This window comes from Trichocoleus sp. ST-U2 (genome assembly GCF_039961875.1).
Taxonomy (GTDB): Bacteria; Cyanobacteriota; Cyanobacteriia; order Cyanobacteriales; family FACHB-T130; genus FACHB-T130.
Genome location: NZ_JAMPJY010000047.1, coordinates 1 through 16551 on the forward strand (window position 1 = coordinate 1; position 16551 = coordinate 16551).

At 45.7% G+C, this 16551-nt stretch carries 14 protein-coding genes and 1 pseudogene; 3 read left to right on the plus strand and 12 right to left on the minus strand.

Annotated features, from left to right (window positions below):
* A pseudogene (locus NC996_RS23035) lies at positions 1–90 on the plus strand (IS5/IS1182 family transposase); the annotation flags it as partial.
* A 220-nt stretch (positions 91–310) separates the two neighbouring features.
* Here the strand turns inward: NC996_RS23035 and NC996_RS23040 are convergent.
* The 9 genes from NC996_RS23040 to NC996_RS23080 all read right to left on the minus strand — a co-directional run bounded on the left by NC996_RS23040 (position 311) and on the right by NC996_RS23080 (position 10309).
* Positions 311–2590, minus strand: a complete 2280-nt coding sequence (locus NC996_RS23040; RefSeq protein WP_199303315.1) for an ATP-binding protein — start codon at positions 2588–2590, stop codon at positions 311–313.
* 246 nt (positions 2591–2836) lie between these two features.
* Entirely contained in the window at positions 2837–3661 is an 825-nt protein-coding gene (locus tag NC996_RS23045) for a M90 family metallopeptidase (RefSeq protein ID WP_190689269.1), read from the minus strand.
* 177 nt (positions 3662–3838) lie between these two features.
* A complete protein-coding gene (locus tag NC996_RS23050; RefSeq protein ID WP_190689272.1) occupies positions 3839–5143 on the minus strand; it encodes an agenet domain-containing protein in 1305 nt (434 codons plus the stop codon).
* Between the two features lie 333 nt (positions 5144–5476).
* Positions 5477–5899 carry a Spy/CpxP family protein refolding chaperone gene (locus NC996_RS23055; protein ID WP_190689275.1) on the minus strand — a complete coding sequence of 141 codons (423 nt, stop codon included), beginning with the start codon at positions 5897–5899 and terminating at the stop codon, positions 5477–5479.
* A 276-nt stretch (positions 5900–6175) separates the two neighbouring features.
* On the minus strand, positions 6176–6445 hold the full coding sequence (locus tag NC996_RS23060) for a hypothetical protein (protein WP_190689278.1): 270 nt from the start codon (positions 6443–6445) through the stop codon (positions 6176–6178).
* The gene (locus NC996_RS23065) at positions 6442–6660 is read right to left on the minus strand and encodes a hypothetical protein (protein WP_190531127.1); all 219 of its coding nucleotides are present in this window, start codon (positions 6658–6660) and stop codon (positions 6442–6444) included. Before NC996_RS23065 ends, NC996_RS23060 begins: the two co-directional genes overlap by 4 nt.
* Positions 6661–6731: 71 nt before the next feature.
* Positions 6732–6911 carry a hypothetical protein gene (locus NC996_RS23070; RefSeq protein WP_190689281.1) on the minus strand — a complete coding sequence of 60 codons (180 nt, stop codon included), beginning with the start codon at positions 6909–6911 and terminating at the stop codon, positions 6732–6734.
* Positions 6912–6980: 69 nt separating this feature from the next.
* The gene (locus tag NC996_RS23075) at positions 6981–8312 is read right to left on the minus strand and encodes a response regulator (RefSeq protein ID WP_190531126.1); all 1332 of its coding nucleotides are present in this window, start codon (positions 8310–8312) and stop codon (positions 6981–6983) included.
* 8 nt (positions 8313–8320) lie between these two features.
* Positions 8321–10309 (minus strand): PAS domain-containing hybrid sensor histidine kinase/response regulator, encoded by a 1989-nt coding sequence (locus NC996_RS23080; RefSeq protein WP_242037692.1) that lies wholly within the window; start codon positions 10307–10309, stop codon positions 8321–8323.
* Between the two features lie 293 nt (positions 10310–10602).
* Here NC996_RS23080 and ilvA point away from each other — a divergent pair, with 293 nt between their 5' ends.
* Positions 10603–12147 carry a threonine ammonia-lyase, biosynthetic gene (gene ilvA / locus NC996_RS23085; RefSeq protein WP_190689283.1) on the plus strand — a complete coding sequence of 515 codons (1545 nt, stop codon included), beginning with the start codon at positions 10603–10605 and terminating at the stop codon, positions 12145–12147.
* Between the two features lie 128 nt (positions 12148–12275).
* Here ilvA and NC996_RS23090 read toward each other — a convergent pair whose 3' ends face one another.
* The 3 genes from NC996_RS23090 to NC996_RS23100 form a co-directional block, all read right to left on the minus strand.
* Positions 12276–13385 (minus strand): vWA domain-containing protein, encoded by a 1110-nt coding sequence (locus tag NC996_RS23090; protein ID WP_190689285.1) that lies wholly within the window; start codon positions 13383–13385, stop codon positions 12276–12278.
* 333 nt (positions 13386–13718) lie between these two features.
* The gene (locus NC996_RS23095) at positions 13719–14624 is read right to left on the minus strand and encodes a type 1 glutamine amidotransferase domain-containing protein (RefSeq protein WP_199303317.1); all 906 of its coding nucleotides are present in this window, start codon (positions 14622–14624) and stop codon (positions 13719–13721) included.
* A gap of 188 nt (positions 14625–14812) precedes the next feature.
* On the minus strand, positions 14813–15115 hold the full coding sequence (locus tag NC996_RS23100; protein ID WP_190689287.1) for a hypothetical protein: 303 nt from the start codon (positions 15113–15115) through the stop codon (positions 14813–14815).
* Positions 15116–15224: 109 nt separating this feature from the next.
* Here NC996_RS23100 and NC996_RS23105 point away from each other — a divergent pair, with 109 nt between their 5' ends.
* On the plus strand, positions 15225–16448 hold the full coding sequence (locus tag NC996_RS23105) for an ROK family transcriptional regulator (RefSeq protein WP_190689289.1): 1224 nt from the start codon (positions 15225–15227) through the stop codon (positions 16446–16448).
* The last annotated feature ends 103 nt before the right edge of the window (positions 16449–16551 follow it).

Consider the following 16551-nt stretch of genomic DNA (forward strand, 5'->3'; position numbering starts at 1 on the left):
AGTAAGGATTATGAACTACTGCCAGAGGTCAGTGAAGCCATGATTTATGGCGCTATGGTACGACTGATGCTCAGCCGTCTCGCCTCTTAATATCAACTTTATAAATCAGCTCTAAGACAGCATTTTTTTTGGTAGAGTCTTGGTTCATGCACTCTCTTCTAGCACTTGTGCCGTACTGTCATTGTCTAAATTTTAGTATAGGCGCTCGCATCGGCTAGATCGTTGTTGGAAAGCTTGCGATCGCACTCACATTTACTCATATGTTATACCGCTCAGCTTGCTCAGTCCGCCTCGCATCCCCTGAATACCGTTAGATAGCAGTGCTGAGTTGTTGACGGATGGGAATCTGAATCACAAACTCGGTTCCCTCACCAGGAGTGGAGAAGCATTCCAATTTACCGCCATGCTTTTCTGTGACAATTTGATAGCTGATGGACATCCCCATCCCCGTTCCTTTCCCAACCGGCTTAGTTGTGAAGAAGGGATTGAATATCCGTTGCTGAATGTCTTTGGGAATACCAACGCCATTATCCGCGATCGCAATTTGCACCCATTGCGAATCAATCACTGAAGTGGAGATAGTGATTTGATCGGGATGGTCTTTTTTCTCCTGATACGTGCAATTGGCTTTGGTTTCTTCCAGTGCATCAATCGCGTTTACCACGATATTCATTAAGACTTGGTTGAGTTGTCCCGGATAACACTCCACAAGGGGCAACTTTCCATAGTCTCTAATCACTGCGATCGCTGGGCGGTCTGGTTTGGGTTTTAGGCGATGTTGCAATATCAGCAGCGTACTTTCAATTCCTTCATGGATATCTACTTCCTTCATGTCCGCTTCATCCAATCGAGAGAACGTCCTTAACGATTTAACAATTTCTCGAATCCGTTCAGTCCCTAGTTTCATGGATGAGAGCAACTTCAACATATCTTCGTTGAGAAACTCTAAATCCATCTCATCAATTTTGGCTTCAATTGCAGGTGTGGGAAGGGGATATTCCTCTTGGTAAAGCTGCACTAACTCTAGAAGATTCTGAGCATATTCATCGACAAAAGTGACATTGCCATGAATAAAGTTGACCGGATTGTTAATTTCATGGGCTACTCCAGCCACCAATTGTCCCAAACTGGACATTTTTTCGGTCTGGATCACTTGTGCTTGAGTGCGCCGTAAATCAACCAGGGTTTGTGAGAGTTCTGCTGTCCTGACTTCGACTCGATTTTCCAATTCGGCGTTCGTCTGCGCCAGTTCGTTAAAGGAATCTTGTAACTGAGAAGCCATGTGATTGAAGGACTGTGCCACGGCATCTAGTTCTTTGATGTTGGTCGTTTCAACGGTTTGGTCTAACTGTCCAGTCGCGATCGCTTCCGATGCTTGGCTCAACTTTAAGATCGGACGAGTAATCCAGCGTGATGTATAGATTCCTAAAATCGTTGCCGCTGCCAATGCTCCCAGACACAGGAGGATAGTTGTGCGAGTGTTGGCATTAATTTGAGAAGTGAAATCAGATTCCGGCACGGTGACAACCACCAGCCAGTCTAAGCCAAAGCGATCGCGCCAGGGCGTGACTTGAATAAACTGACGCTGTCGGTTGAAAGTCACCTCAAGTTCTTGAGTATTTTGAAGGGTTGTGAAATTCTGGAATTGTTGTTTGAGTTTTTCTGCTACGGTGCGAATCAAGGGATCTGGGCTGTCTAGGGCACTGTGGCGTTTTGTCTCATCCTTGACTTTGTGTACAACGGGTTGAGTGCTGGAACTGCCAATCAGCAAGCCATCCCGTTCCATGATAAAGACTTGTCCGGAAGGGCTAACTTTCAAGTTCCTCAAGAATTCACTCACATTCGTGAGTAGCAAATCTACCATCAGAAGGCTGCGTAGCTTGCCCTTCTGGTCATAAATTGGGTATCTAGCAGGGACTGCAACATAGTAATTAAGACCAATGTCAGAAGTGCCGCTGTGGCTTTTTATTGCCTTACCTGCTTCAGTAATCTGTACCGTATTCTCAAATGCGTATGTGTAGATAGCAGCCCAGGCTGGCTTACCTGTTTTAATGATGTCTTCCACCCCTGGTGGCGATAAAGGATCGGCCTGATAACTCTGCAAAAGGCTTTTCCGGTTGCCCCGTTGATCGGCGATGTAATCCGATGCCACACCGTTTCCAGGGAGATTTTCAAAAACCAGGAGATTCACGCCATTTACCCAACGCCCAGCGCCTGATTCGGCACCATTCGGTAGAGCATAGCCAATGTAGCTGATTGTTTCAAATGCTCTAGCTTGACTCCAGAAATACTGTTCGCTAGCTTTAGGGTCATTCAGATTCAATCGTCCAGAAGCGATCGCATCTGCATTGACTTGGTTTAATTGCTGTGGCAGCGCCAGATATGTATCCAAGTGTTCATCAACCTGTTGACTCGCTTTGTCAATCAGTTGATTGGCTAGGTCATTGACTGCTTTCTGTCCGTTTCTAAATGACAGATAGCCAACTAACCCTACCGCTGCAAATATTTGTAATACAAAGGGAACGATAAGAATCAGACGCAAGGGAAACTGGTGCGTAGACTTAGCAGGACGAGCTGTTTTGATATTCAAGGGGGTCGCTCAGCAGAAGGTTTCAAGGAAGTACACAAAAGTATGAAATCTTACCTTATAGTTCCCGAATCTACTTTAGAAACATCATTTGAGCTTAAGTTTCAGTAGAAAGGCTTAAACGAGAGCGATCGCAGCTTAAGCCTTTGGGAGAATTGCGTGGTTTCGTTGCAGTCTGCGATTAAACAGCCTCGCTTGCGATCGGTGTAGTTGGGCGATCGCCCTAACCTTCGATGAAATTGAAACTATTTAAACCCATTGCACTGGATCTAGTTGATAGTAGCGTTGCAGTTGGTCATAAAGTGCTGGATGCTGCTTCAGCAATTGGCGGGGTTTTTCAAAAAAAGTCTCTGTTGCTACAGCAAAAAATTCGGCGGGATTCGTTGCACCATAACTATCCATTACCGTCTTTACGCCTCGTTGAATATCATTGCAGAGTTGTTGATATTCTTCTGTCATCACCTTTGCCCAAAGGTCATAGTCTGAATCTCGCTGCAAAATAGGAACACCCTCAGCTTTACCATCTTCTTGATCTAACTGATGGGCAAATTCATGAAGCACCACGTTATGTCCATCCCGCCAATTGTAGGTGTCTTGCTTCACCTGTTCCCAAGACAGTACCAGTTGGTCATTTGTCCACGATTCCCCCAATCTGGCTACACGTCTTTCTTCAACAATATAATTCCCGGTGTAAGCGGTTTCATTAACAAGATATGTGCTAGGGTAAACCAGAATCGAACGAAGTTTAGGAAAGTAGGTTTCTCGCTCGTTGAGTAAGAGTAAGCAGGCGACAGCCGCAATAATCACCTTCATTTCTTCCGTTACCGCTAATCCTCCACAACCAATAAATTGTTTTTCTGCTAAAAACACTTGAATGTTCCCCTGAAGCCGTTTTCGTTCAGCGGGAGAAAGAAAAAGGTAAACAGGAAGATTATTCTCAACAATCGCATTCCATAAGGGTAAAAAAGGACGCTGTTGCAGGCGGTTCCGTCGTCGTTTAACTAGGACAGGATTGACTAAAATCCCAGTGATAATCAGTCCAACGATCAGAAAAACAATAATTGTTTCAACCATTGACTTTTAAGACTTTTATGCTTTCTGATTCACAGATAAGCTTGTGGATGAAATATCTCTGAATTACATTATAGGATTACGCCTTTGTTGCCTGCCTGAAAAAAAGAGAGATCGCTCTAATGGTGGACGACTGACCATGAGAGCGATCGCTGATTCGGCTCCTTGCTCATTCAGCAGTTAGCAAATCTCGTCCAGATCGACCCACTTGTCATAAGATGAATCGTAACCAATGTAATGAATAAAGTATTGCTGGCCTTGGATCTTCTCAATCGTTGCAGAATACCAATCTTCTTCTTCATCATCCCAACCTTTTACCTTTTGACCCACCGTATATCCGTTGTCATCGGATGAGCCACTATTGGGAATACGAATGTCATCTTCGTCAATCCACTCATCATGGGATGAACCGTAACCGATGTAATGAACAAAGTATTGGTTATCTTTAATTTTCTGAAGCGTTGCTTGATACCAATCTTCTTCCTCACTATCCCAGACTTCTACTGTTTGACCTACTGCATACTGATAGGTATCTGATATTACAGTTGAGGAAACATCTTGATGGAGCTTTGGCTCCTCTTCCGTAACTTCCTCTTTTACTAAAGTATGGGCCTTTAAAATTAAACTGCGAGCCACACTTTGAACCCCTGTATGCTCGTAGTAATTGGTAGTTTGATCCAAAAAAGCTGCGACAAAGTCTAAGTTATCATCAGCAATCTGGATAAAATTACCCAAACTATTAGAAATAGATTGCGGGGTGACGCCTGTCTTGGATACTAAATTCTGCATCCAGCCTTGCACAGAGTTGAAACCCTGAGTGAGAAAACCAAGTTTATCAGAGGGATTATTTCCTGGTAGAAAATTCTGGACGGCTAAAAAAACCGGATTTTCAGCTAATACGCCAGTATCAGCGCCATTAATCACTCCCTGAATTTTGCTGAGAAAGTCAGGACCCAATGGCAAAATTCCATCTATACAAACTAAAGCCATCATCCGCGTTAGGGATGCATCTTTATAGTTGTTAGCGAGAGAAGTAGCAAATTCTTGTGGATTCGGTTGGGGAATGCCATTCAGTTTACAGAAGGCGATAATTTCGATAGCGATTTTGAGAACAAGGTCAATACTTTGAGTTACGTCTGCTTTGGGAGTAATGTTGCCCAAAAAAGAGAGAAAGCTTATTTTTTCACTAACTTTATTGGCTAAAGCCGCCGCTGCCATCGCTGTATCTGCTTTATCAATTGTTTGATAAAGTTTGATTGCGGTCTGATAGCCTTGTTGAGGATCGTGATATAAAGCAACAGCGCGATCGCGGATTTTTTGAATTACCTTGGCATCAGTTTCTCCAGTAATACTACGGATACTATTATCAAACCCTACTAAGTTATTCCACTGACTTGGCACTACATAATCAAGAGCCTTTAAAACTTTAACCGTGATATTATCAGTTGGTAGGTCATCAACCAACTGAATAATTGATTTTTCCATACGTTGCTTCCTTGAAAACTAAGGTTTTCCTTGAATTGTACTCGATAAAATTTTGAGCCTTGGATTTATTTATATTTCATAACTCTTTTGGATCGATTAACTTTTAGAGGCAAAACAAGCCTATAATTAATAGCTATGAAAGAATATTTATAAAATTATTGTTCAATATTATTGGAAATTGAAACAGATGTTTTGCTAGACCAAATGCAGTCTGCGTTTGATGAAAACAAGGGGCATGGGAAGTGATTATTCCCATGCCCCCTTGATGCTGTGTACTTGATAGGTAAACTCTTTGCAAGCTACTTTTTCTTACAAAGCAATAGCAACGCCCCGTTAGGACTGTGGTTGTTGACGGCGTTGACGCCATTGCTGGCGTAATTGCTCAAGTTGTTGTTTTTGCTCAGCAGTCAACACTGCTTCCATCTGGCTCTTGCTACTCTGGCGAACCGCTTGGAGCCTTGTTTTCTGGTCTTCAGTCAGGTTTAGATTCGGTCTTTGCCGTTGCTCTTTAGCAAGGCGCATTTGTTCCTTTTGCTCTGCGGTGAAAATAGCATCCATTTGCTGCCGCGTAGACTCTTTAATTTGCTGCATTTGTGCTTTTTGAGCATCAGTCAAATTCAGCTGGTCATACTTCATTCCTGCGCCACCACGACCAGGACCTGCAAAGGCAACATTGGTGAAAGCGGGAATCATTGGGGAAGCGGCAAGCATCAACGCGATCGCTCCTGGCAAGAAGAACAAAGGTTTCATCTTCATAACTGTGCAAATTCCGGGTTGTTAGTGTTGTAGCAACAACGCATTTGATTGTTGTATTACCTTAGACCGGGCAAGAGTAAAGATGGTTCAGTCTTGGTTAAAAATCATTGTCTCCTATTCGCCCCATCTCTCAGATGCATTGCCTATAGCCTTTACTAAGCAAAGGAATAAGCGGTTGAGAGATTCACAGAATTGTTCGCTTATGAAATGCGATCGCGTAGCGTCCCAAAGGCGATCGCACTTCGCACTTACAGCCAAAACTAATCTGAGCGATCGCTATAACTGGGAGAGCAACTTGTCGTAGTCTGTATGTGTACCAATCCAAAACCACACAATACCATTCTCGTTTCTCACGCCGACAGCACGATAACTTTTACTAACACGAGCAGAATAGATAGGAAGGGCAGGATGGACTTGCTTGAAGCGAAGACTAGGATGCCAAGGATCTTGCTTGAACTGCCGATATGCGTCGCGTGCTTGTTGCTGAACCTGCTGAGGAATAGTGGCAAATGCTTTGCGAAACTGAGATGTTGTTCTAGATTTCACAGGGTTTCTGGATCTAACTCTTGGGTTTTGCCTGCCCGATCTTCAGCTAATGCCTCTGCTGCAAGTTTGGCAAGCATATCCTGAGACTGTGAAAACCCTCTATCCCAAGAAGCTTCATCTTCAAGCTCTTCAAGGATAAATGCTGCGATTGCATCTTGTTCGGTTTCAGGAAGCTGCATGACTCTTGCGATCGCCTGTTCAAGTAGCTTGCTCATGGTGGTTGCATTGTTGCAGAAAATACTCTGTAATCATTGTACTGTTCTGTTCTAATCCAAGAGCCTGAAACTCACTTACAACCGAACTTGACGAGGCAATGTAATCTTGGTCGTTCCACAGATAACCTGGCGGTAACTTGACACGGTTGCAACTGTGATCGCACTTCTACATACAGCCAAAACCAACCTCCACGAGCGATCGCTTTCTTCATTCCTGCTTGCGATCGCGCTCTTATGGCAGGGTTAGACACACCCTAAATAGCTTCATTGCTCAACTCAGAACTTTCACCGTATGAGGTATTTAATAGCAGCAGTGAGTTCTACGTGACCCTAGCTGCTGCTAGAGTGGCTAGCCGGATTGGTATGGCGATCTTAAACTCTGTACCCTGACCCGGTGCTGAAATGCACTCAAGTTGACCGCCATGTTTCTCGGTAATAATTTGATAGCTAATCGGCAACCCCAAACCTGTACCTTTGCCAATAGGCTTGGTCGTAAAGAATGGATCGAACACCTTATGTTTGACTTCCTCCTTAACTCCTTTTCCGTTGTCACTAATTCGGATACAAACATGACGTTGATCTAACATTTCAGTGCGAATCCGGATTGTGGCACCGTTGTTTTTTTGGCTATTTTCCTCCGAAAGCGAACTATTCAGCATTGACTCCTCTAAGGCATCAATGGCATTAACAATTAAGTTCATAAACACTTGGTTCAGTTGAGCTGGATAACACTCAATTTCAGGCAAAACACTATACTCCTTTATTACCTGAATACCCGTATGCTCTGGATTTGGTTTCAAGCGATGTTGCAGAATCAGAAGAGTACTCTCAATGCCTGCATGGATATCTACGGTTTTCACGCTAGCTTCGTCGAGTCGAGAAAAATTGCGTAAGCCTTGGACAATCTCAAAAATTCTGCGCGTTCCTACTTTTATAGAAGATAAACTTTTCGGCAGATCGGATAGAAGAAATTCGAGATCGATTTCTTGTGCTTTCGCTTGCACTGCTGGCACAGGATTGGGATAGTGTTGCTGATAAACCTGAAGTAAACTCAGGATATCTTGCATATATTTATCAACGTGGACTACATTACCATCCACAAAATTAATCGGGTTGTGAATTTCGTGGGCAATTCCTGCCACAAGCTGACCCAGTGCAGACATTTTTTCATTTTGCACCAACAGCAATTGCGACTGTTGCAGTTGGGTTAGTGCAGTTGATAGCGCTGCTGTTCTCTCCAATACTCGATTCTCTAGTTCTTGGTTGAGGTGATAGAGCTTGAGGTGAATTTTCACACGCGCAAGCACTTCCTCCTGTTGAAAAGGTTTAGTAATGTAATCTACTGCCCCTAGTGTCAATCCTTTCACCTTATCTAAGGTGTCAGAAAGAGCGGTCATAAAGATTACCGGAATTTCTTGAGTAGCTGGCGAGGCTTTGAGACGACGACAAGTTTCAAAGCCATCGATTCCCGGCATCATCACATCTAGCAGGATCAGGTCTGGAGAGACTGATTGCAACCTCTCCAGCGCGCTTTCTCCACTCTTAGCGACTAACACTCGATACCCTGCCTCTTTGAGCAACTCAAACAAGACCTTTGTATTGTTCGGATTGTCATCGACAATCATAATTAGACTGGTTTGATGAGCACTCATAGTTAGAATTACTCAGCTGGTTCAACGTGTTGCTTCACAAATTTAAATATGGCTTCATCATCCATTGCTTGCACAAACTGAAGCAACTGCTGGGCAAAGGGCTGATATTGAACGTTGAGTTGTGCGAGTCGGTGAGCTTCCTGCTCAACGCTGTCGATGTCGCCGATGCGAGCTGCTGCGTACAATGCTTTCAGTTCCTCAAAGGTCGGTGCAATCAGCGCAGACGAAGCAGAGGCTGGAGTGTTCCCCGATCGTTGTGCTTGCGTATGATTCATCTCGTAAATCCAAGTTAAACCCAGATATTGGCGGCATTGTTCAAGCAATTCATTGGATTGTACGGGTTTGGGGAGAAAATCGTTGCAGCCTGCTTGCTCACTTTGCTGGCGATCAAAGTTGAACACGCTAGCAGAAGAGGCAATAATCGCAGTGTTTTGGAATTCCGGGAGCGATCGCACCTTTTGGGTCATCTCCAGCCCACCCAGAACAGGCATCACCAAGTCAGTAATAATCAAGTCAGGCTGCCACTCCACCGCTTTTTCGTAGCCCTCTTGTCCGTTCACCGCTTCCATCAGTTCAAATCCCAATGGTTCCAGCAGGTTGACAATAACAGCACGATTTTCCCAACGGTCATCGACCATCAGGACTTTGCGTTTCTTGCCCTCATAGCCAACGATCAGATTCGCTGCATTACCATTGTTTGACTCTATCCACTCCTTGGATTCTGGCAGTTCTACATCAAACCAAAACTTGCTGCCTTTGCCAGGAAGACTTTCAACCTTGATTTCGCTGCCCATCATCTGGACGATTTGCAGGCTAATCGCCAGTCCCAAGCCAGTTCCTTCTGCCATCCGTTCTTTGTCCCCAACCTGTTCAAACGGCATGAATATCTTCTCGACCTGCTCTGAGGTCATGCCTACGCCAGTGTCTTCGATTTGGAAACGAATCTTGGTGAGGGGTGAGTTTGTAGCAACGGCGGATGGTTGCGCCTCTATAGCAGGAGACTGTGCAATAATGCCAACTTTAAAGGTCACGCCTCCTCGGTCAGTGAATTTAATCGCATTGCCTAGCAGGTTAATCAGCACTTGCCGCAGTCGTTTTTCATCAGCAAAAATGGCATTAGGCAGATGGTTGAGAGCTTCGTAGGTAAAGTGAATTTCCTTCTGTTCGGCTTTGATGCGGCACATTTCCACAATGCTATTTAGGAAGGAGTCAAGGTGGAAATTTTTGGAGAAAAATTCTAGCTTGCGGGCTTCTATTTTGGAGAGATCCAGAATATCGTTAATTAACGTCAGGAGATGGGAGCCGCACTGGTGAATGATGCCGACACCATCTTTTTGTTTGGGGTTTGTCGCTTTATCGCGCAGAAGAATTTGAGCATAGCCCAGAATGCCGTTTAACGGGGTGCGGAGTTCGTGGCTCATGTTTGCCAAAAATTCACTTTTGGCTTTGTTGGCGCTATCAGCAAGTTCTTTGGCTTGTTGCAGTTCAATTGTGCGCTCCTCAACTCGGTATTCCAAGTCTTTGTTGGTTTGTTCGAGTTGCGATTGGGTTTGTTGCAGAGCTTGCAGAATTTGTTCTAGCTGTTGAGTTTTTTGTTTTAATGCTTCTTCTGCCAGCTTGCGGGCTGTATTGTCTCTAGTAAAGCAGCGCGTGTGAATAAACTGACCCTTCTCATCTCGATAGACGCTGGAATCAATCAGGACGTGCTTGATCGATCCGTCCTTGCACACCATTTTGGCTTCGTAATTATGGAGGGTTTCGTTTGCAGTCAACCGACAGAGGATGTCGTTGATGATATCTTCATCAGCATGGAACTCGGCGATGTGTTGACCGATATAGTCTTCAGGAGAGTAGCCCAGAGATTGCAACTCAGATTTATTTGCCCACAAAATTGTGCCATCCGAGCCAACCCAATGCAGGCAGATTGCACCATTTTCAACAAAATCAGTCAGTTTTTCGTATTGATGGCGGAGTTGTTCTTCAGAAAGTGGTTGCATGGCTATATCATCCCTCAACTGCTTAGGAGCTAGTTCTAGGGTTCCCTAAAACTTGACTGAATTTATGATTATGAAATCTTCTATCGCTCCTTATCAGGTGTGTACCACTAATGGTAGAGCTACTTGAGCATCTGCATGAAAGTGAGCGATCGCACTTCGCACTTACAGCTAGAACTAATCTGAGCGATCGCTCTGTTGAGTCATGAAGTGCGATCGCTTCTCACTTCCACACCACAGGATCACCAGTGAAGTAAAATTGTCTTCCATCCGCCATCTGTAACCCCCTTCACCCCATGCTTTGCGACTACCTGGTACAAATCCTGACGGCTCGTGTCTATGATGTCGCCCAAGAAACGCCCCTAGAATACGCCCCAAACCTCTCCGCACGACTGAATAACAAACTCCTGCTCAAACGGGAGGATATGCAATCAGTGTTTTCCTTCAAGCTGCGGGGTGCTTACAACAAGATGGCGCACCTGTCGCCGGATATGCTGGCGCAGGGTGTTATTGCTGCATCCGCCGGGAACCATGCCCAAGGAGTCGCCCTGGCTGCGCGTCAGTTGGGAACGCAAGCAATTATCGTTATGCCAGTCACCACGCCTCAAGTGAAGGTGGATGCCGTTAAAGCGCGAGGGGGAGAAGTTGTATTGCATGGAGACACTTACGATGATGCCTATGCTTTTGCCCGTCAACTGGAAGCCGAAAAAGGCTTAACCTTTATTCACCCCTTTGACGATCCGCACGTAATTGCCGGACAGGGGACAATTGGGATGGAAATTCTGCGGCAATGTCAGCAACCCATTCATGCTATTTTTGTGGCGATTGGCGGTGGTGGATTAATCGCTGGGATTGCGGCGTATGTAAAACGGTTGCGTCCCGATATTAAGATTATTGGCGTTGAACCCGTTGATGCCGATGCTATGTCTCAATCCCTGAAAGCAGGGAAACGGGTGCGCTTGTCGAATGTGGGTTTATTTGCCGATGGGGTTGCAGTGCGGGAAGTGGGGGAAGAAACCTTCCGGCTGTGTCAAGAGTACGTCGATGAAATCATTTTGGTGGATACGGATGACACTTGTGCTGCAATTAAAGACGTATTTGAGGATACGCGATCGATTTTAGAACCCGCAGGTGCATTAGCGATCGCAGGTGCGAAAGCCTACGCCGAACGGGAGCAAATCGAAGGACAAACGCTAGTTGCTGTTGCCTGCGGTGCTAACATGAACTTCGATCGCCTCCGCTTTGTCGCAGAACGAGCCGAGTTTGGCGAACGCCGCGAAGCCATTTATGCCGTTACAATTCCCGAACAACCGGGCAGTCTCCGCAAGTTTTGCGAATGTCTTGGCAGACGCAATCTTACTGAGTTTAGCTATCGCATTGCCGATGAAAAAGAAGCCCAAATTTTTGTCGGCGTGCAAATTCAAAACCGTGCCGATGCTGCAAAGATGGCAGAAAGTTTTGAAGCTTGCGGGTTCAAAACCCTTGACTTAACCGATGACGAGCTGACCAAATTGCACTTACGTCACATGGTTGGCGGACGTTCTCCCCTCGCTTGCGATGAATTGCTTTATCGCTTCGAGTTTCCCGAACGTCCCGGTGCATTAATGAAGTTTGTCGGTTCTATGAGTCCCAACTGGAATATTAGTATGTTCCACTATCGCAACAATGGCGCAGACTACGGGCGAATTGTCGTAGGGATGCAAGTGCCTCCTCGCGAGATGGAAGAGTGGCAGGCATTCCTCGATACCCTCGGTTATCGCTATTGGGATGAAAGCAAGAATCCCGCCTACAAGCTGTTTTTGGGACAGGAAAATTGTATCCCGCTCTTGCCCTATCGCTAATACACCTAATACACAATAGGGCTTACGCACCAACCCGTTACAGTTGCATCTTTGTTTCCTTTTCGGCTTCTGCGTAAGTCCTGAATATCTCAAACCAAGTTTGAATTAACTCTAGAGTAGCCCAGGAATTATTGAAGCTTAAATCCTTTAGCTGCTAATTGCTTGCGGAGACTTTGAATAATTACAGAATCAAGGGTATTTTTGCTACTACTAGCACTAACCTGGCGCTGTTTTTCAACATATTCGCTACGTTTTTGATATAAGTCGCGGATAGTTTTTTGAATTGCCTCCCTTTCGGCCTTCTTCGCTGCTACATATTCTTGCTTTTGAGCTAAAGTCATCCCTTGCATAGCTTTCGGCAAAGCATTATTCGGTAATTTCTCAAGGCTAACGATTCCCTTATCGAGAGCATCAATCAAATCCCAAGAAGCATTGTTGTAATATGCAGAAGCTTTGGAGTTACCGCGCATAGCCAAATTCATGCCGGAGTTACTATCTTCAATAGTCTGACGCTGTTGCCCAACTTCTCCTTCTGCACCATAGGGAATGTAAGTTTGATTGAGCTTATCATTCCAAGTAGCAATTTGCTCATCGTAAGGAGACTTAATAAATTCAGTTTTTTCGTCTTGATTAATATTGAAGTGGCTACCTTGTGCTAAATCAGCTCCTGAAGCCCAAAGTTGTCGCTCCCGATCTTCTGATAAACCACAGTAGATAGTATTCACTAAAGTATTTCCCTTAGCAGCGAGATCGACTGCTTCACGCCAAACGATCGGGCCTTGATCGAATGATTCATTACCCGCAATAAAAATAACCCGAAAATCTGCTTTATCTTTACTCCAGTTTAATTCTTTTACGGCTGAGCGGATTACCCAGCCAGCATATTCTTGACCGCCATTGGTTTGGATACTAAATAGCTTTTCTGAAACTAAATCTAATTCTGGAGTAAATCCAGTTAAAAGTCTGACAAAACCTTCTTCTGAGGGTAAATTATCATTTCCATAATGGTATAAAGCAACTTCTAATTCTGGGACTTCGCCATCTTTGGTTACTTTAGTTAAAGAGTTGACAATTTGCCAAAGTTGGTTACGAGTTTGGTCTATGAGTCCATCCATACTATTACTAGAATCTAAAAGGATGGCGATCTGAATCTTAGCTTTAGCAAATGCTTTGGTGGGAAAACCTAAAATGCTCAAGGTTAGAGCTGTAGCGAATAAAATCCGAGTTATTTTCTGCATATATTTTTTAATTGCTGGATAAAAGAGTATTTTCTGTTAATCTCAGCTAAATTTAGCCGATTGATATCTCTGTTGCAAAAAATGTAACAACAAGTACACGCACAATCCAGCGATCAAACCTTTCTGGAAAGTTAAAGCGCTGAGTAGCGATTAGGGATATCAACCACAAGCAACGTCAACCGTTATTGGATATCACGACCAAAGGCAAGAATGGCTGTTCGTTTTAAGATCCGAACAGCCATTCTGCTCCTGTGAGATGAGGGTTACAGACAAAGACGATTGCGGAACGGTTGGGGTGCAAGGGACAAGCGTCAGTGTCTTGGCAAATTTACATTAAGCCTTTCCTAAAAAATGCTTCCTGACCCAGATGGGGATAACTCGCGCCTCGTCGAGCGCTTCGACGAACTCTTGGGCGATCGCGCGATCCGAGGCAAGATTCTGACCGGAGATCAGCTCTCTGTCCTGCACAACAAAGCTTTGGTCGCTCGAACCATGCTCAACCCGACCGCCAGCGCTGGCTAGCGCATCGGCGACGTAGAACGGCACCTGACCGTCGAGGATCTCCCGTTCAATCGGATACTCTTCTTCGTTCGAGAAGCTGGTCATGCGGTAGCCAGCATATTGCCAACCCGCAGCCGCCGCCTTCGCCGCCTCTCGATCGCCATCTACGAGAGCCTTCCGGTAGGCGGTGGCGTTCGGCAAAGCGGCTAGCGTTGCCACTGAGCCGTGGCACAAGAAGGCGCTTGGCTTCGCCGTTTTATGGAAGTAGCGCAGTATCTGTCCGAGATCCGGATCTTGTATTAAGTCATTCATCGGTGCATAACCACCGGGAACGTAGACACCGATGTAGCGATCCAATCCCTCTGACAACACCGCTTTTAATGTCTTCGGGTTCTGCATACTGGGGTAGGTGTCAAGGAATGCGATCGCGCGTTGTAGCGCTTCTGGATCGTTGTCGAAGCGGGAGTCCTTGGCATGAGCAAGAATGACGGGTTTTTTGCCATCGGGTGTGGCAATGACCACCTCGTAGCCAGCTTCAATGAACTGCTGGACTGGCACGGTAAGGTCTTCTAGGGAGTACCCCGTGGGAACGACGCGATAATTTTTCAGTTGCAGTGTGTTCGTGCTAGAAGCCACCAGTAGCACGCGACCTAGGCTTTTTGCCGAGGAGGGTTGCTCCGGTAGGCTGGTGAGAGCTTTTGAGAACAGAGAGGTCATCATATTCTTTGTGGAGTTCATGGATATTTCCTTCATCAGTGGGTTTGTCGAGTGCTGCACAGGTTGAAATCTAGAACCCCTATCCTGCTTGCGCGGGAAGTTACACAGGGGTTAGCACAGTGCAATCGGGGTTGAGATGATGGGGTAATAACCTTGACACAGCAAAATTGAGTTTTCATGTTCTCAAGAACATCGCTTACCGTATGGGCTTAGTCGCTGATGTTCCAGAGATTCGGTTGCGATCTGCGATAATGTCGTTCATCCAGCCAAATCGTCAATTCTTGCCTGTCGTCAAAGCGGATAGTGCGATCGCTCGCCGGATCGCAAACTCGCCAGTATTTGTTGCCAGCGCGATCGCTTTTTTGCTGGATTCGCGGTTCGCCAGCCGGTGTGTACCAGTAATTGACAAAAGCCTGCCACATCCCCTGTAGCTTTAAGCTGACTAACTTACTCACTTGGAGAGAGAGTTGTTCAAGCTGGTTGTAATTCCGTTTTTGTTGGAAGGTTCGCATAACTGAGACCGATTAACTTCAATAATTTCATCTTAGATTGTTTGTTTAACGAACAAACTAACTCATGATAGTTTGTCATTACAACAAACAACAGGGCGGATAGTTTCTTATGAAGACAAATGCCAACAAGAAAACTCTCACGACTGATGCCAGCCTGCTCAAGCAAATCAACTTTGCTCGGATTCTCAGTTTGCTACGCTATCACCCGCGCCTCAGCCGCGCCGAGATTGCACGAAGAACGGGCTTAACTCGTTCAACCGTTACCGTGATTACGGCAGAACTGATTGCAACTGGACTCCTGCGAGAAGGAAAGGAAACTGCATCTGGAAAAGAAGGCGGGCGTCCTGGGGTGGAGTTAGAACTCGATCCAGAGGGAGCCTTTTTTATCGGAGTTGCCCTTGGGGATGAAAATACCCGCGTCATTGAACTCAACCTGGCAGCACAAGTGACTCGTCGAGTAGAAGCATCCATGACCGCAGACACCGAGCCAGCAACCGTTACCCAGCAATTAGTCGAGTTGATTCAACAAGTTTGGCAGGCAAATCCAGACGGCGAAGCAAAATATCGGGGAATTGGCATCACGGTTCCAGGCTCTTTAAATCGGGAAGGAATTATCCTTCGTGCCCCTAGATTGCATTGGCAGAATGTGGACTTGCGACCTTATTTAAATCCCTATCTGGATGTGCCGTTGTTTATCGAGAATGATGCGAATGCAGGTGCGCTTGTCGAGACGTATTTGAGTGGCTCGATGCCCAGCCATAGCTTGCTCTACCTGTTTCTGGGTGTCGGGGTGGGGGCGGGAATGGTACTGAATAATCGTTTGTTACGGGGGGCGGGGGGCACTGCGAGCGAAGTTCGCGAACTGATGATTGACCCGCATAGTTCTCAGACATCCGTAGGGGGGCGTGCAGGGACGCTAGAAGCTTTATGCAGCAAGGTTGGGCTATTGAGTGCCTATCATCAACAAAGTGGAGAGACGATCGACCTGAATACGCTACTGTCTCGGTTGGAACAAGCGGATGCGATCGCGCAAGCGGTTGTGAAACAGTGGGGAATGTATCTGAGTTGGGGTGTACGGGGGTTGGTGGGTGTACTCAACCCGGAACGGATTGTCTTTGGAGGATCGCTGGCGGTGCTGGTGCCCTACGTGCAAGAGCAATTGGATGAGATGTTGCAAAATTGTCTGCCCGATAGAAGCGGATATGGCTTTGACAGTGCAGCTCGATTCCGGTTAGAGATTTCCCAATTTGGAGAAGATTCGGCGGCGATTGGTGGTGCAGTACTGGTTTATGAATCATTATTTCAGATGCCGGATCTGCTGCTGCTGCACTAATTATTCTGGATGAAGCTGCTACCCAAGCCACTCTCGATCGCCTAAATGTGGCGAAACAGTCCTTATTTGCAAGCCTTGTTTAATCGTGGCTTGTGTCTTAGCA

Coding starts and splice junctions, on each gene's coding strand:
- NC996_RS23045 (WP_190689269.1), bottom strand. CDS start 3,661: ATGGTTGAAACAATTATTGTTTTTCTGATCGTTGGACTGATTATCACT.
- NC996_RS23050 (WP_190689272.1), bottom strand. CDS start 5,143: ATGGAAAAATCAATTATTCAGTTGGTTGATGACCTACCAACTGATAAT.
- NC996_RS23055 (WP_190689275.1), bottom strand. CDS start 5,899: ATGAAGATGAAACCTTTGTTCTTCTTGCCAGGAGCGATCGCGTTGATG.
- NC996_RS23065 (WP_190531127.1), bottom strand. CDS start 6,660: ATGAGCAAGCTACTTGAACAGGCGATCGCAAGAGTCATGCAGCTTCCT.
- NC996_RS23075 (WP_190531126.1), bottom strand. CDS start 8,312: ATGAGTGCTCATCAAACCAGTCTAATTATGATTGTCGATGACAATCCG.
- NC996_RS23080 (WP_242037692.1), bottom strand. CDS start 10,309: ATGCAACCACTTTCTGAAGAACAACTCCGCCATCAATACGAAAAACTG.
- ilvA (WP_190689283.1), top strand. CDS start 10,603: ATGCTTTGCGACTACCTGGTACAAATCCTGACGGCTCGTGTCTATGAT.
- NC996_RS23090 (WP_190689285.1), bottom strand. CDS start 13,385: ATGCAGAAAATAACTCGGATTTTATTCGCTACAGCTCTAACCTTGAGC.
- NC996_RS23095 (WP_199303317.1), bottom strand. CDS start 14,624: ATGAACTCCACAAAGAATATGATGACCTCTCTGTTCTCAAAAGCTCTC.
- NC996_RS23100 (WP_190689287.1), bottom strand. CDS start 15,115: ATGCGAACCTTCCAACAAAAACGGAATTACAACCAGCTTGAACAACTC.
- NC996_RS23105 (WP_190689289.1), top strand. CDS start 15,225: ATGAAGACAAATGCCAACAAGAAAACTCTCACGACTGATGCCAGCCTG.